This window comes from Microcoleus sp. PH2017_28_MFU_U_A, assembly GCF_020738035.1.
Lineage (GTDB): Bacteria > Cyanobacteriota > Cyanobacteriia > Cyanobacteriales > Microcoleaceae > Microcoleus.
This window is the reverse complement of the sequence record NZ_JAEQCX010000114.1, coordinates 1-15,766: the sequence shown is the minus strand read 5'-3', so window position 1 is coordinate 15,766 and position 15,766 is coordinate 1. Positions and strand designations below refer to the sequence as shown.

Sequence of the window (15,766 nt, the reverse complement as noted above, 5' to 3'; positions counted from 1 at the left end):
ATGCTCCCGAAAAATAGCACAATCGCGCATTGACCATCACAAATGTCAACTGTCAACTGTCAACTGTCAACTGTTTAATGTGCCCAGAGAATCACACCAACTTCATAAGGACTGCTGAGATTATCGTGCTTCGGCAAAACCCGCAGCGACAAACCTTGCAAACCGCTAGAAGTATAAGTAATGTCAGCCGTATAAAGGCTAGCATTGTGAGGATCTTCTCCCAAATACTCCATTACCATTGGCACGCCACCAACAATCTCGCCATTAGCATCAACCGAACCTTGATAAAGTTCGACTTGCACATCCGCAGGTGTCAATCCCATTAGATTGATTCGAGATTTAACAGCGATCGACTGATTGACCTTAACTTCCTTATCCTGGGAAATATCAACAGCCTCAATCTTAATATCCTGCCACTTCCCGAGAAGGTGCTTCTTCCATTGAGACAACTCCTTCGCCGGAGCGCACCCGTCGTTCGTCATGGTGTAGAAGCGATCGCTCACGGGGAAATAAGCCCGCTGCGCGTAATCCTTCACCATCCGAGCCGTATTGAAGAAAGGACAGTTCAAAGCAATAGAATCCTTCATTTTCGCCGTCCAACCGCGGGGAATGCCATCAGCATCGCGGTTATAAAACAACGGTACAACTTCCTTTTCCATCAAGTCGTACAAAGCATTCGCCTCGACATCATCCTGATACTTAGTATCTTCGTAAAACTCGCCATGTCCGATCGGCCAACCAGTGCGAACATAATCCGCCTCATCCCACCAACCGTCAAGAATGCTCAGATTTGGCAAACCATTCATCGAAGCTTTCATCCCCGAAGTACCCGAAGCCTCGCGGGGGCGGCGCGGCGTATTCAGCCACACATCGCAGCCCGAAACCATCATCCGAGCGACGTTAATGTCGTAGTTCGGCAAAAACACCATCGAACTCAGGGTGTCGTGTTCGCGGATGAAGTGAACGATATCCCGAATCAATTCCTTACCCGGAATATCCATCGGGTGAGCCTTCCCAGCAATCACAAACTGCACGGGGCAGTTTTTGTCCCGCATGATCCGCATAATTCGATCGACATCACGCAAAAACAGTGTCGCCCGTTTGTAAGTAGCAAAACGGCGCGCAAACCCGATCGTCAGCACCTTCGGATCGAGAGCCTCGCGCGCGGGTTCGATTTCCGTTTGAGCCGCCCCGCGCTCGCGTAGAGTCTTTTGCAGCCACTCCCGCGCGAACACTACCAACTCCGATCGACAGCGTTCGTGATTGCGCCACAGTTCCTCATCAGGAATCGAAGTTATCTTATCCCACAGGCGATCGTCCGTGGGAGTCATTTCCCAATCCGGGCCAAGATAGCGATCGTACAACTCCTGAGTAGACTTCGCCACACAACTGCGAGCGTGAACCCCGTTGGTAATCGAAGTAATCGGCACCTCTTCCTCAGGCAAACCCGGCCATAACCCTTGGAACATCGGGCGCGACACCACACCGTGCAAAGCCGCCACCCCGTTGACAAAACTCGACATTTTAATTGCCAAAATTGCCATATTCAGAGGCCCAGACAAATCTTTAGTATTCTCCCGGCCCAATCCCAGGAACTCATCTTGCGACAAGCCAAACATCTTGGGATACTGACCCAGATAGTGCATCACCATATCCGGCTCGAACAAGTCAAACCCAGCAGGCACAGGCGTGTGAGTCGTAAACATACTGCTCGAAACCACAACCTGTTCCGCTTCCAAGAAACTCAGGTGATGTTCCTCCATCAGCATCCGTATGCGTTCCAAAGCCATGAAAGCCGCGTGGCCTTCATTCATGTGATAAGCCGTAACTGTCAAGCCCAAAGCCTTGAGCATTTTCACTCCGCCGATGCCCAACATGATTTCTTGGTGCATCCGCAGAGTTTTGTCACCGCCGTACAGTTGGTCGGTAATATCTTGGTCGTAGCGGCTGTTAGGTTCAATATTTGTATCCATTAGGTACAGGGGCACCGTGCCCACCTGTACCCGCCAAATCCGGGCGTATACCTTGCGGCCGGGATAGTCCACCTCAATCCGCAATTCCGAACCGTCGGGATTGCGTTCTAGGTGCAGCGGCATATTGTAGAAATCGTTCAGCGGATAGCGTTCTTGCTGCCAGCCGTCGGCGTTGAGATACTGCGAAAAATAGCCTTCTTGATACAGCAAGCCTACGCCAGCCAAGGGCAAGCCCAAGTCGCTAGCAGATTTGAGGTGGTCGCCTGCGAGCACGCCCAAACCGCCGGAATAGATGGGTAGGGCTTTAACTAAGCCGAATTCCATCGAAAAGTAAGCGTAGCATTCCTGGCGATCGGTGCCGCGCTGTTTGCGGTACCAGGCCCGATTTTTGAGATAATCGTCTAGCTGCTGGGCTGCTCGGTTCATTTGAGCAATGAAGCCTTCATCTTCTGCCATTTCTTGCAGTCGCTCTTGAGAAATGGTTCCGAGCATCAGCACCGGGTTTTGATTGCTGGAATCCCAGAGATCTCGATCGAGCCGGCGGAAAAGGTCTTTGGTATCAACGTTCCAGTCCCAGTGCAAGTTGTAGGCAAGCTTGCGTAGGGGTTCGAGAATTGCCGGCAGAGACGGGGAAACGTTAAATGTGCGAATTGGCTGCATAGACAAAGCGTTTATGTTGGGGTAGCGATATTTTCGTCTGTCTTTTGGCACAAGTCCGTTATTCTGCACACTATTTTAAGTTTTAAGTCGTGCGGGCGATCGATCGCAAGGTCGATCGGTCATCTGCAACGACACAGCATTAGCGTTTCCCTAGCCCAGCTAAGCTGTGAACTGCGGTATGCCGATCGCTCTTGACTCCTGTCCGAGAAGCAACTCTCGCATTCAAGGTACGTAGTTGCGCTTGGGCGCTCTTTCTTGATATTTATACAAATCCCTAGAAGCAACTCTCGCATTCAAGGTACGTAGTTGCGCTTGGGCGCTCTTTCTTGATATTTATACAAATCCCGATCGCCCTTTACTCTCACTTTCAAGGTACGTAGTTGCGCTTCAGCGCTCTTTCTTGATATATAGGAAAAGAGCGCTGAAGCGCAACTACGTACCTAAAGCAGCGTCAGCACCCGATCGAATGACCAATGACCAATTAAGCAATTTTCACTTTCCTCAACAGACAATTTACCAAAAGTTTGCTCGCATCCCCAGCCGAGAGCGCAGTGCTAAAATAGTGACCCTGAATTTCGTGACAGTGGAGCGATCGCAAACAATCCAACTGCTCTTTAGTTTCTACTCCCTCAGCCACCACGCTCAAGTTCAAATCTCGCCCCAGAGTTGCTACAGCATTTGCGATCGCCCGTTCGCACGGATCAGTCGTCAGTTCGCTGACAAAAGATTTGTCTATTTTCAAGATATTCAACGGAAACTTTTTGAGATAATTTAGAGAACAATAACCCGTACCGAAATCGTCCAGCGCAATCTGCACTCCCATAGCCTGCAACTCCCTCAAAACTTTTGTGGTATAATCCACATCTTGCATAGCTGTAGTCTCGGTGATTTCTAACTCCAAATACTTCGGTGCTAAACCAGTTCTTTCCAAACAATTCGCCACCATTTGCACTAAATTAAATTGCTGAAACTGCCGCGCCGAAAAGTTGACCGCTACCCGCAAATCTGGTTGCAAAGCATCCTGCCAAGCTTTATTTTGAGTGCAGGCAGTTTGCAGCACCCATTCGCCAATAGGGACAATTAATCCGTTCTCTTCGGCGATCGGAATAAATGTCGCCGGAGAAACTAAACCTAATTCTGGATGTTTCCAGCGCAGCAGGGCTTCCATACCCTGGATTTTCCAAGTAGTGATGTTGACTTTTGGCTGGTAAAAAATCTCAAATTCTCCCTGTTCTAGAGCCTCGTGCAACCTGTTTTCTATATTTAGCAACTGGCTGCCTTCGGGATTAAGTGTTGCAGTGTATAATTGATAATTATTTCTTCCCCTTTCCTTAGCGCGGTACAAAGCGGCATCGGCATTTTTGACTAAAGTTTCGGCATCTTCACCGTCGTTGGGATAAAGGGCAATGCCGATGCTGCTACTGATGTGAAACGCCTGTTGTTCTAGTTTAAATGCTGGTTTTAAATTGTCGAGTATTCTTTGAGCTGTTTTAATCGCATCTTCTAAGCAATTGATTTCGGGAAGCAGTACAGTAAATTCATCGCCTCCCCAGCGGGCTACCGTATCCGTCGATCGCAAAGTGTCGCTGATGCGTCCGGCAAAACCCTCTAACAGGCGATCGCCCGCAGCGTGACCTAGTGTATCATTAATCTTTTTGAACCTGTCCAAGTCTAAAAACATCACAGCGAGCATTTTTTCATTTTTTTTAGCTTGTTTTAATGAAGCCAACAGGCGATCGTTAAACAGTATCCGGTTCGGTAAACCTGTGAGTTGGTCATAAACAGCTTGATAGCGAATAATTTCTTCAGCTTGCCTGCGCTGAGTGATATCCATCATAGTGCCAATCGCCCGCACTGCTTCACCGCTAGCATTCCGGATAATGTAACCGCGATCGAGCACAAAAACATATCCCCCATCTGCGCGGCGAAAGCTGTATTCCTCCGACCAACATTGAGCGTCTGAGTTCATTGTTTCGTTGAAGCTAGATTTAACTCTTTCCCGTTCTTCGGGATGAACATTCAGCCACCATGATTCTAATTCTATCGTCTGAGTTTCGTTGAGTTTGTATCCAAAAACTTTTTCAAACTCTTCGCTCAACCAATACTCATTTCTTGACACGTTAAAATCCCAAACTGCATCATTTGTTGCCCGCGTCAGCAGGTGAAAGCGTTCTTCACTTTTGCGGAGTTTTTCTTCAGATTGCCAGCGTTCCGTTACATCCCGAAAGCTGAACACTCGACCAGTAATTTTGCCTCCCGTCTGCTGCGGTAGCGAGTAGCGTTCGACAATTCTGCCATCTTGAAACTCGATGACATCGAAACTTTCTGCTGCGGGGATATCGGACAATTCTTTAGCACGGTTGAGAAAGATTTCCGGGTATCTTAACTGGTTGATTCCGAATCCCAAAATTTGGTTGCTATCTCTCGAATCTAGCAGAAAATCTGGCAACTGCCACATTTGGGCAAACTTACGGTTAAAGCTGACAACTTTTCCTCCACCGTCCACCGCCAGAATGCCGTCAGCAGTAGATTCAATGGTTGCTTGAAGCAAGGAAAGAGATGTTTCTAGTTCTAATTCTGCTAATTTGCGATCGCTAATGTCAAAAGCTGTGACTAATATTGACGCTTTTCTCTCAAATTTGATAATATCAACAGTGGCTTCAATCCAGCGTGTGTCTCCGGTTTTCGTGATAATTCTCACTTCATATTTTGAGCCTGCACTGTCTCGCGGCTGGCGGGATTTACCCCATTGTTTAACTGTCGATCGAAAATCTGGATGAATAAAATCGTATAAATCCAATCCTAGCAATTCTTCGCGAGTATATCCAGTTAAAGCTTCTGTCTGAGAATTGACATAGCGCAACTGTCGGCGCTGATAGATAAATGCAGCAGCATTAACAGTTTCTACCAGTTGCCGAAACTTTTTTTCACTGCGCCGCAAATCTCTTTCAGCCCGCTTGCTATCGGTAATATCTTGTGCTACATACAACTTGCCGCTCACTTCACCTTTGCCGTCGCGAATAGTTGAAATTGAAAGCAGTACAATTATTTTTTTACCCTGTTTGGAAAGGTAGACTTTTTCGACGTTGCGGACAGAACCTTGGGCTGTTAATGTTGCTGATTCTAATCCGGCTGCCGGTGATTCAGTTTGTTTGAAAAGTCCAGCTATTTGTTTGCCTAACAACTCTTTTTTAGAGTATCCTAAAAGTTGACAGGTAGCTTGGTTAGACGACAGGATATGACCGCCGGGAGTTGTAGCAACGATCGAGACGCTCATTTCCTCGCAAATATCGAGGGCGTATTCCGCAGTTTGCTGCAAATCTTGGGTCATTTTGGCAATAGTATCCCCGATATCTTGTTCTTTTTTTTGACGCAACACTTTTTTTGCTTCTGGTAGCTTTTCTTTCTCTGTTTCAGAGTGAGATTTCCCGCTCGTCTTAGATAAGATAGTTGCTGTGTTCGTCCTGATTAATAACGAGATTACTATAGAAATAAAAGCCAAAAAAGAACAGATTGTTTCCCGACCAAAACTACGTTTATTTTCGGAATTTTGCGGAGAATGTATAAAGTTGTCGCTTGGTAAATGTACAGCTTCTCTTTGGGATAAATTATCTACAAATAAGTCGGCGGTTGCCGAAGTAGTGGGGCGAGATGACGCTCCCAAAGAGCTAAGTTTCTCAGGCTCCAGCAAAATTGCTTCCACACTGCGATTGTCGGTTATATCCCCTATACTTGCCGACAATTTTATTGAATTAATGCTACATTCCACACCAAAAATAGCAGCAGTCAAAGATACCAAAATCAATTGATACGTAATTTTCATTTGCTCCAGTTCCTGATTTTAAAAAGATGTCTTCCTGTCTCAAGAAATCTAAATACTTTGAGCATATGTTGAGGAATTACAGAAAGAATAGCACCTAAATTTATGTTGCTTTAGTAAATTGAAGAGTTCAAAAATAAGAATTTATCTTTGTAACTAATTATAATTTTAATCTTAATTTAAGATCTGTCATCGGCCATTGTGCCACAAACTATCCGCCATTATGCCTAGACATCGGCTGGGATCGCGCTAAAATTAGAAAATTCCCGCTCATAGGCGGCGGAGATTTGTTAGAAAAATAAACAATTAGCTTAAGATCGATGCAGAGATCCACGAATTGAACCAATGAGTCAGACGATCCCAGAACTCCAAACAGAAGTCCGCGCGCTGCAAGCAGAAGTTGCCACTCTGCAAGAGACGCGGGAAAAACTTTGCCTACAGCGCTCAGAGTGCCGAGTGACAGTCAGTTTTCCCAAGAATAATACTCCTGAGGCCCTTGCCGAGTTCCACCAGCAAAATGCTGCTTTTGGGGAGCAGTGGTTGCAGCAAATCCAGGAAATTGACCGAGAGACTAAAATTATTGAAAAGCAACTGGAAGCAAAACAGGCTTTACTCAATTACAAACAAGGTGAACTAGATAAATTGCTGGCGGGAGAGCACTGGAAAGAAGTAGAAAACCACGTTCAAACCGGGGAAAAGCGCTTGCAAGCACAAGCTCGCAAAATTAATCAAGCAGCAGCGCAGCTAGAGGCAGAAATCCAAGCTTTAAAAGCACTGTACGACCAACTAAATCCCAGTTACTCGGAGTGGTTTCAACAACCAACTCAAATTGTTGAGTTTTCCGCAAAAACTATTCCTTATGCTGTGGGTAGCAGCAGCGGGTTGATATTGGGAAATAAGGAGATAGAGTGGGAGAAAAAGTAGTTTTGAGTTGTGAGTTACGAATGTAAATTAGTATTTGAGTTCGTCGTGAATTTTCTGAAGCAAGTAACAGGAATTACGCAACGGCTACATTGAAACAGGTACGTAGTTGCGATGAAAGCGCTCTTTCATATATAAAAGAAAAGAGCGCTGAAGCGCAACTACGTACCTAAGAGCTAGTTATACAATACGATCTTTGAGGATAGCGCTACTAGAAAAAATGTTAAGAACTTTGAGTTTCATTTTTGGAAACAGGGTTATTTTAAAGGATGGTGTCAAGTAAAATCACAAACATAATAGCCTAAAATATAAAATAGACTTACTGATGAAACAATTGATTTCGATAGCGCTATTTATTCTGGTTGCGGTGGCAGTTGTGGGTTGGGGCTCTGACTCGTTGCAGCCGAAAACGGCTGTACCGGAAGTTTCGATCGATCGCACTATCCACACTTTCCAAAGCCAGTCTCCTGCTGAAAAAAATGCAGTCAGTCAGCCGCAAGTTGACTCGTCCCGGTTGTGGAAACACGTCGAAACTTTAGCAGGGGAACGCGAGGGAGAACGAGCTCGCTCTTTTACGAGAGACTACATTTCCCAACAACTGAAAACCTTCGGTTTTTCACCAAAATTGCAGGAGTTCGATCGCGGAATCAACGTTTTCGCCGAGAGAAAAGGTACTGACTCAAACGCTGGTGCAATTTTAATTGCAGCACACTACGATACTGTACCACAATCTCCTGGGGCTGACGACAATGCAACAGGAGTTGCGGCAGTTTTAGAAGTAGCAAGATTGCTGGGTTCTCGTCCTACGCCTCGGACATTGCAAGTGGCATTTTTTGACCGGGAAGAAATCGGACTTTTAGGTAGTTTAGCATTCGCGGGTAGCCCGGCGCGGTTAAAAAATTTGCAGGGTGCGATCGTCCTGGATATGATCGGTTATGCCTGCCGCACGGCTGGATGTCAGCGATATCCCGAAGGATTGAAACCGCAACCTTTTCTAGATGCAGCGGGGGTGACTTCTCCCGATAAGGGCGAGTTTATTGCTGTGATTGGGGATGCGGAACATCCGCTGCTGTTGGGTACTTTTGCGGAGTCGCCACAAGCTGATTTACCACCGGTGATGACGTTGCCGGTTCCTCTGAAAGGGCTGCTGACTCCCGATGTTTTGCGTAGTGACCACGCGCCTTTCTGGTATAAAGGAGTTGGTGCTGTGTTGGTGACGGATACTGCAAATTTGCGATCGCCCCACTACCACCAGTCTACCGATACACTCGCAAATATCGATCGACCTTTTTTCATCGGTTCTGCTCAAATTGTGGTTAATGCTACTGCTAAATTATTGGAAATTCGGTAATGGGTAATGGGTAATGGGTAATGGGTAATGGGTAATTGGTAATTGGTAATTGGTAATTGGTAATTGGTAATGGGTAATGGGTAATTGGTAATTGGTAATGGGTAATTGGTAATTGGTAATGGGTAATTGGTAATTGGTAATTGGTAATTGGTAATTGGTAATTGGTAATTATGTAAGGTGTTCTTTCCTTCTTCCTTCTTCCCTCTTCCTTCTTCCTTCTTCCTTCTTCCTTCTTCCTTACAAGAAATGACTAACAAAGACAATCTGCGACAGCATTTACTGCAACTAGACAATCGAAGCTACAAAGCGTACAAAGACATTCAAGGTAGATATGATTTTTCAGAATTCACATTAATAATTGATTATGTCCAGGGAGATCCCTTTGCATCTCCCAGTAAATTTAGAGTCAAAGTTCCGCCAAACATTGCTCGAATTCCCCGCGAACTTTTCCAATCTCGCAGTCGAGAAATAGCCCTGCGAGATTACCTAACTCGCCAGTTTGACAAAGCAGCATATAGCATCAGCAGCAAGCGCGGCAGCGGTAAAAGCGGTACGATCGCAGTGACTCGCTTCAGACAAGAAGTTTTAGAACGAACTTCGGCATTTATCCTAGACTCAACTGCATCAGATCTGGGAGATTTAGGGGGGGTTGAAATCCGATTTTCCGTCGGACTTCCGGCGGGCGGGCGCAGTATTTTAGGGCGACAAGCTGCTGAAATGCTGTGCGAAGATATCCCGCGAATTGTCAGCCAATCTCTGAAATATTCTAGCTTAAATGCTGCGGAATGTCGCCTTCATGTTGAAACGGTAGAAGATGCTGATTGGCTGCGGCAGCAGTTAGCTGAAAACGGATTAGTTGCGTTTGTTGCTGACGGTTCTATTTTACCCCGCCGCAGCGGTGTTGACAACCGTCCTCTGTTAAATGATGCTGTGGCTTTTGTGTCGCCACCGTCGTTAAAGGTTGAGTTTAATTGTCCGAATCGCGGTTTGATTTCCGGTATGGGAATTTCCGCTGGGATTAGTTTGATTGTGGGCGGTGGCTATCACGGCAAATCAACTTTACTCAGGGCGATTGAGTTGGGAGTTTATAACCGAATTCCGGGTGATGGTAGGGAATTTGTGGTGACAAGTCCGGCGGCGGTGAAAATTCGGGCGGAAGATGGCAGAAGTGTGGCGTCGGTGGATATTTCTCCTTTTATCAATCATTTGCCGCAAGGTAGAGATACTGTACAATTTTCTACTGCAAATGCGAGCGGCAGTACGTCGCAAGCTGCTAATATTATTGAGGCTTTGGAAGTTGGGAGAAGGAAGAAGGAAGAAGGAAGAAGGAAGAAGGAAGAGGGAAGAAGGAAGAGGGAAGAATCTCAATCTTTTGCGACAGGGATGCAAGCCGCCTCTTGTGAAGGGGATTTAGTACCTGTTTTGTTGGTGGATGAGGATACGGCGGCGACTAATTTTATGATTCGCGATCGCAGAATGCAGGCCCTGATTGCTAAGGATAAGGAACCGATTACGCCGTTTATCGATAAAGTGAAACAGTTGTACGCAGATTATGGCGTATCGACGATTTTAGTCATGGGCGGAAGCGGCGATTATTTTGATGTGGCGGATACTGTGATTTCCATGGATAATTTTGCAGCATATAATGTGACGGAAAAAGCTAAAGAAATAGCAAGTATTTACTCGACCAGTCGCGCTGCTGAAGGGGGAGAAAGTTTTGGTGATATTACTCACAGAGTCCCGGTTCCTGCTAGTTTAGATCCGAGTCGGGGACGGCGAGATGTGCGGGTGAAGGTGCGGGATGTGGATGAATTGGCTTTCGGAACTGAGGAGATTGATTTGGGCGCTGTCGAGCAAATTGTGGACAGGGGACAGTTGCGGGCGATCGCCTCGGCAATGGTTTATGCAAAGGGTCACTACATAGACGGGAAGCGCACTTTGTCGGAAATTATCGATTTGGTGATGGCAGATATTGACGCGCAGGGGATGGATATTTTATCCTCTTTTCCTGAGGGGGATTTTGCTATGTTTCGCCGCTTTGAATTGGCGGCGGCTATTAATCGGCTGCGAAGTTTGTCGGTTGTCAGTTGACAGTTGTCAGTTGTCAGTTGTGTGCATTTGAGTTTGCCAAATACGTGTGTAGGGGCGAAGCATGACCGCAGAAAATATGAGATTATCACTAATAACTTATATGCGGTCATGCTTCGCCCTCTTCAAAACCCAGATGCGCCCTGTCAGTTGACGGTTGACAAAATGAAGAGGAAAGAATGAAGAGGGAATAGGGAATAAGTAATATAGATGTAACGCGCGCGGAAGACGATAGTATAGACATTTTGCATTAGTTCGCAAATAAATAAGTGGATTGTTGCCTTACTTTTGATATGCTGACAAAAGTGAATGCAAAAAAGGCGATTTAAATATGATAGGTAATATAGGACAACCGACTGCTGTCAGCGATCGCCCTTATTTAGTATTAACGAGTCAAGATCAAAGCATACAGTTGGAGTTAAAACAGCCGCAGCACGTACTGGGGCGCGATCGCACTCGTGCTGATTTGGTTGTTCCCGAACCCTGGCGGGCAGTTTCCGGCGTTCACGCTGTGTTGCGCCAAATTGGTCAAAATTACTGGATTTACGACGGTGACGGCCAGCAGCCGAGCACTAATGGCTTATTTGTCGATCGCACTCGCATCACTCCCAACGACGGTTATTGTCTCAAAAACGGTACAGAAATTAAAATCGGTCTCGATCCCAAAAATCAAGTTTTGGTGACTTATTTTAATCCCCTGGCGAGTCAAATCTTTCCCCCCAGCAAACAGTCAATTCCCCTCAGCAATCGATCGGTTTTGTTGGGCCGCGATCCAAATGCTTCGCTACAATTAGATGCGCCACTGGTTTCGAGGCGACACGCGACAATTGACGCTGACAGTCGCGGCAATTATATTTTACGCGATCACAGTGTTAATGGCGTTTTTGTCAACGGCCAGCGCATCACGAATTCTGTACAGTTGGCCGAGGGAGATGCGATTCGGATCGGCCCGTTTACTCTAACTTACCGCAATCATACGTTAGAGGTGCAAGACCGAGGCAGTCAAATTCGCCTGGATGCTGACAGTCTGGTGATTCCCAAGCGCTTGGATCGTATCACTTTGGCGATCGAACCTGGGCAGTTTGTGGCTTTAGTCGGCGGTAGCGGCGCGGGTAAATCTACTTTAATGCGGACGCTTTTAGGCATCGAGAAAACTACTCAAGGCGCTGTGTTTCTCAACGGCGACAACCTGCGCCAAAACTTCAATATTTATCGCAATCAAATTGGTTACGTGCCTCAAGATGATATTATTCACGCAGATTTGACAGTAGAAGAAGTGTTGAGTTATGCCGCTAAATTACGCTTACCTCCCGATACAGATGTTAAGGAAGTAGTCACAAAAACTTTAGAAGATATTGAAATGACTCACCGCCGTACTGCTTTTGTAAAACAGCTTAGTGGCGGACAGCGCAAACGGGTTAGCATCGGAGTTGAACTGTTAGCAGATCCGAAACTTTTCTTTTTGGACGAACCGACTTCTGGGCTCGATCCGGGTTTGGACAAGAAGATGATGCAACTGTTGCGAAAGTTGGCAAGTCAAGGCCGGACGGTGATTCTGGTGACTCACGCGACGGCAAATATCACGATGTGCGATCGCATTGTGTTTATGGGCCGCGGCGGACGGCTTTGTTACTTCGGCCCGCCCACGGAAGCCCTCGATTTTTTCGATGTCAAAACTGGGGATTTTGCCGATATTTACAACGAATTAGAAACGTCAGAAACTAACGTTCAAAGTTGGGCAGAAAAATTTCTAAAATCTCCCTACTATCAGCGCTATATTGTTAACCACTTCAGCACCGGCAACGCTAGTGGAAAAACGCCCGCTGCACCTCCCAAGCCCAAATCTCTATCTTTTATCAAACAACTTGTTTTGCTATCTCAGCGCTATTTTCAACTAATTTCCCGCGACTTAGTTAACTTAAGTTTAGCTCTTTTGACTGCGCCGATCGGGATTAGTTTGCTGCGGCTTGCCGTCAGGGATAAAGACCCGTTAATTGGCGCGCCGGAGCCAACTTTAGCACCTTTAGCGATGCGAGTTTTGTTTGTGTTTACCTGCGCGGCTATTTGGGTGGGTCTGGCAACTTCCCTGCAAGAAATTGTCAAGGAATCTGCTATTTATCTGCGGGAACGTTTGGTTAATTTAGGATTATTTGCTTATTTGGGTTCCAAGGTTTTCATACTTTCCGGGTTAGCAGTATTGCAAACGCTGTTGATGGTAGGAGTGATTCTGATTGCTTTCAAATCCCCCGAACCGAGTTTGATTTCCTGGCCGGTGGGAGCAGCTATTACCACTTTTCTAACTTTAATGAGCTGCATCAGTCTCGGATTGCTGGTTTCGGCGATCGTCAAAAATGGCTCTCAAGCTAACAGTGCTTTACCTCTAATATTGCTACCTCAGATTATTTTCTCGGGAGTTTTGTTTAGGATGGAAGGTGTGGCGAGCAAGTTTTCTTGGTTGATGTTAAGTCGTTGGTCTGTGGGCGCTTACGGCTCTTTAGTTAATGTAAACGCGATGGTTCCCGCGCCTACGACTTTGCCGGACGGGAGTACACTTCCTCAGCCGTTTGAGCCTACTCCTGTTTACGATCCGACGTGGCACAATCTGAGTTTAAATTGGGGGATTTTGTGCGTGCATATTTTCGTATATTTGATGTTGACTCTGTGGTTGCAGAAACGGAAAGATATTTTATAGCAGTTGACAGTTGACAGTTAAAAAGTTAATAACGTAGGGTGCGTCACCATGAATCATCTGCTCGAAAAAGTGAAAAATCTCACAGCGACGCACCTTTCACAGTTGACAGTTGACACTTGACAGTTTAAACCAAGAAGGGCTAAAGCCCAACAACGTCCGCGAATCTTTGTGAGAACCGCTATACAATTAGAAATCTGCACTTAGTTAATGCCAAAGATTTGAGGATTAAATGTTAGTTAAAACCAACGCCTTAGTAGAAATTCCTGCATCACCGGAAGTAGTCTTTGATTTTGTGGCATCACTATCGAATGTGCCAAAATCATTTCGCGGATTTGGTTTAATTCCAGCAATTATTAAAGCTGAAATGGCTGATGGTGGAGAAATGCGTGAAGGCGGTGTGCGTCAGATAAAACATTCCGATGGATCGGTGATTGATGAAGAAATAATTACTTTTAAAAAGCCAGAAAGACAAACTTACCGATTGGTTAGAGGGTTTAAGTTTCCGATTTCTCTACTGATTGAGTCTGGTGGCGGAGATTGGAAGTTTACTACTACAGAAAAGGGGACTCGGATTGATTGGGAGTTTTACTTTATGCTGACTTCTCCGGTATTTTATCCGGTTGGGTTGTTGTTGGTTCAGGTTTTTATGCAAAAAGCTATGCAGCAGTGTTTAGACAATATTCAACAATCTTTGGCTAACCAAAGCGAAGGGATTGTATGAATTATTGGCTGATGAAGTCGGAACCGGATGTTTATAGTATTGCGGACTTGCGGCGTGACAAATTTTCGATTTGGGATGGCGTTCGTAACTATCAAGCGCGCAATTTTATGCGGCAAATGAGTTTGGGTGATTTAGTATTTTTTTACCATTCTAATACTAAAATTCCGGGCATTGTTGGGTTGGCGCGCGTGGTTGAAACTGGGATTGCTGACCCGACTCAGTTTGATGTGAATAGCGAGTATTATGATGCTAAATCGCAGCTTGATGCGCCTCGGTGGCAGACTGTGAAAGTTGAGTTTGTTGAAGAGTTTACTAAGTTAATATCTTTGGATGAACTGAAAGCAAAGTTTACTGCTGATGAGATTTTGGTGGTGAGGAAAGGTAATCGCTTGTCGGTGATGCCGGTGTCTGAAAGTGCGGCGCAGAAGATTTTTAAGGTGAGGTAGGAGAAAGGTGTTGATATTTGTCACAGGCAAGATGCCTGTGCCACAAAAAATCTTGTGGGGTGGGCTTCTAGCCCGCCCCTAATATTTGTCACAGGCAAGATGCCTGTGATGCCTGTGCCACAAAAAATCTTGTGGGGTGGGCTTCTAGCCCGTCACAGGCAAGATGCCTGTGCCACAAAAAATCTTGTGGGGTGGGCTTCTAGCCCGCCCCAATCTTTGTCACAGGCAAGATGCCTGTGCCACAAAAAATCTTGTGGGGTGGGCTTCTAGCCCGCCCCAATCTTTGTCACAGGCAAGATGTGGTATTGACCTCTTCCCTGGTTAAAGCTATTTTATATTAAGTTGTGATTGTACGAAGTAGTAGTATGATTCATAGAAATTTGAGTCAGGGAAGCAATCAGCAGTTGGGCGGGCAAGATGCCCATCCCAGCAACAAGTATCAATCTGTGATGAAGTCGGTTTCTAGGCTGGGCGGGCAAGATGCCCACCCCACCAACAATTATCAATCTTTGGTGGAACCAAAGTTGAAAATTACTTATAGGAATTTACCTCATTGGGAGTTAGATGGATCGGTCTATTTCATTACTTTTAATACTTGGGAAAAGCTAGAATTGACTCCGGCAGCTCAACAAGTAGTTTTTAATGCTTGCAACTTTTTTGACAAAAAAAGGTATGAGGTGTTTTGCTTGGTTGTAATGCCAGATCATGTGCATATGTTAATTCAGCCTTTGCCAAAGTCGAAGGATAAATTTTGGTCGCTCAGCAGCATTATGCACAGTATGAAAAGCTACAGTTCTAAGCAAATTCCGAAGGTGATGAAGCATATCGGTACTGTCTGGCAAGATGAGCGACATGACCGAATAGTCAGAGATGAAGGAGAATTTGATGGTTTTTGGGAATATATCAGGCAAAATCCTGTCAAAGCTGGTCTTTGTTTGACTCCAGACGAATATCCTTTTTTCTGTCAAATATCTGAAGGTTAGTGTCTGTCCTTTTATTTGTCACAGGCAAGATGCCTGTGCCACAAGCACTTTCACAGGCAAGATGCCTGTGCCACAAAAAATCTTGTGGGGTGGGCTTCTAGCCCGCCCCTA

Annotated in this window: 10 protein-coding genes; 7 read left to right on the top strand and 3 right to left on the bottom strand. The window is 45.7% G+C overall.

Annotation, left to right across the window (positions count from 1 at the left end; translation table 11 throughout):
- Window positions 1-74: 74 nt before the first annotated feature.
- Window positions 75-2,633: an alpha-glucan family phosphorylase gene (glgP, locus tag JGK14_RS26375; RefSeq protein WP_325315678.1), complete on the bottom strand. Its 2,559-nt coding sequence runs from the start codon at window positions 2,631-2,633 to the stop codon at window positions 75-77.
- Between the two features lie 481 nt (window positions 2,634-3,114).
- Window positions 3,115-6,456, bottom strand: a complete 3,342-nt coding sequence (locus JGK14_RS26370; RefSeq protein ID WP_325315674.1) for an EAL domain-containing protein — start codon at window positions 6,454-6,456, stop codon at window positions 3,115-3,117.
- Between the two features lie 342 nt (window positions 6,457-6,798).
- On the opposite strand from JGK14_RS26370, the gene JGK14_RS26365 reads away from it, so the two are divergent.
- Window positions 6,799-7,377 carry a hypothetical protein gene (locus JGK14_RS26365; protein ID WP_293186728.1) on the top strand — a complete coding sequence of 193 codons (579 nt, stop codon included), beginning with the start codon at window positions 6,799-6,801 and terminating at the stop codon, window positions 7,375-7,377.
- A 322-nt stretch (window positions 7,378-7,699) separates the two neighbouring features.
- On the top strand, window positions 7,700-8,725 hold the full coding sequence (locus JGK14_RS26360) for a M20/M25/M40 family metallo-hydrolase (protein ID WP_293186729.1): 1,026 nt from the start codon (window positions 7,700-7,702) through the stop codon (window positions 8,723-8,725).
- Here JGK14_RS26360 and JGK14_RS26355 read toward each other — a convergent pair.
- A complete protein-coding gene (locus JGK14_RS26355; protein WP_293186730.1) occupies window positions 8,680-8,982 on the bottom strand; it encodes a hypothetical protein in 303 nt (100 codons plus the stop codon). The genes JGK14_RS26360 and JGK14_RS26355 overlap by 46 nt on opposite strands.
- On the opposite strand from JGK14_RS26355, the gene JGK14_RS26350 reads away from it, so the two are divergent.
- From JGK14_RS26350 to JGK14_RS26330, 5 genes are all read left to right on the top strand, one after another.
- Window positions 8,972-10,816 (top strand): ABC-ATPase domain-containing protein, encoded by a 1,845-nt coding sequence (locus JGK14_RS26350; protein ID WP_325315673.1) that lies wholly within the window; start codon window positions 8,972-8,974, stop codon window positions 10,814-10,816. The two genes, JGK14_RS26355 and JGK14_RS26350, sit on opposite strands and share 11 nt — an antisense overlap.
- A 328-nt stretch (window positions 10,817-11,144) precedes the next feature.
- Entirely contained in the window at window positions 11,145-13,505 is a 2,361-nt protein-coding gene (locus JGK14_RS26345) for an FHA domain-containing protein (RefSeq protein ID WP_293213545.1), read from the top strand.
- 229 nt (window positions 13,506-13,734) lie between these two features.
- Entirely contained in the window at window positions 13,735-14,226 is a 492-nt protein-coding gene (locus JGK14_RS26340) for an SRPBCC family protein (RefSeq protein ID WP_293193136.1), read from the top strand.
- Window positions 14,223-14,672 carry an EVE domain-containing protein gene (locus JGK14_RS26335; RefSeq protein WP_293186734.1) on the top strand — a complete coding sequence of 150 codons (450 nt, stop codon included), beginning with the start codon at window positions 14,223-14,225 and terminating at the stop codon, window positions 14,670-14,672. The genes JGK14_RS26340 and JGK14_RS26335 overlap by 4 nt, the downstream gene beginning before the upstream one ends.
- Before the next feature lie 365 nt (window positions 14,673-15,037).
- Complete coding sequence (locus tag JGK14_RS26330) at window positions 15,038-15,655, top strand: REP-associated tyrosine transposase (RefSeq protein ID WP_293186735.1); 618 nt, start codon at window positions 15,038-15,040, stop codon at window positions 15,653-15,655.
- Window positions 15,656-15,766 lie beyond the last annotated feature (111 nt).

Bases quoted from the DNA above. Each gene is read 5' to 3' on its own strand.
- JGK14_RS26350 (WP_325315673.1), top strand. From the start codon at position 8,972: ATGACTAACAAAGACAATCTGCGACAGCATTTACTGCAACTAGACAAT.
- JGK14_RS26345 (WP_293213545.1), top strand. From the start codon at position 11,145: ATGATAGGTAATATAGGACAACCGACTGCTGTCAGCGATCGCCCTTAT.
- JGK14_RS26335 (WP_293186734.1), top strand. From the start codon at position 14,223: ATGAATTATTGGCTGATGAAGTCGGAACCGGATGTTTATAGTATTGCG.
- glgP (WP_325315678.1), bottom strand. From the start codon at position 2,633: ATGCAGCCAATTCGCACATTTAACGTTTCCCCGTCTCTGCCGGCAATT.
- JGK14_RS26330 (WP_293186735.1), top strand. From the start codon at position 15,038: ATGATTCATAGAAATTTGAGTCAGGGAAGCAATCAGCAGTTGGGCGGG.
- JGK14_RS26360 (WP_293186729.1), top strand. From the start codon at position 7,700: ATGAAACAATTGATTTCGATAGCGCTATTTATTCTGGTTGCGGTGGCA.
- JGK14_RS26370 (WP_325315674.1), bottom strand. From the start codon at position 6,456: ATGAAAATTACGTATCAATTGATTTTGGTATCTTTGACTGCTGCTATT.
- JGK14_RS26365 (WP_293186728.1), top strand. From the start codon at position 6,799: ATGAGTCAGACGATCCCAGAACTCCAAACAGAAGTCCGCGCGCTGCAA.
- JGK14_RS26340 (WP_293193136.1), top strand. From the start codon at position 13,735: ATGTTAGTTAAAACCAACGCCTTAGTAGAAATTCCTGCATCACCGGAA.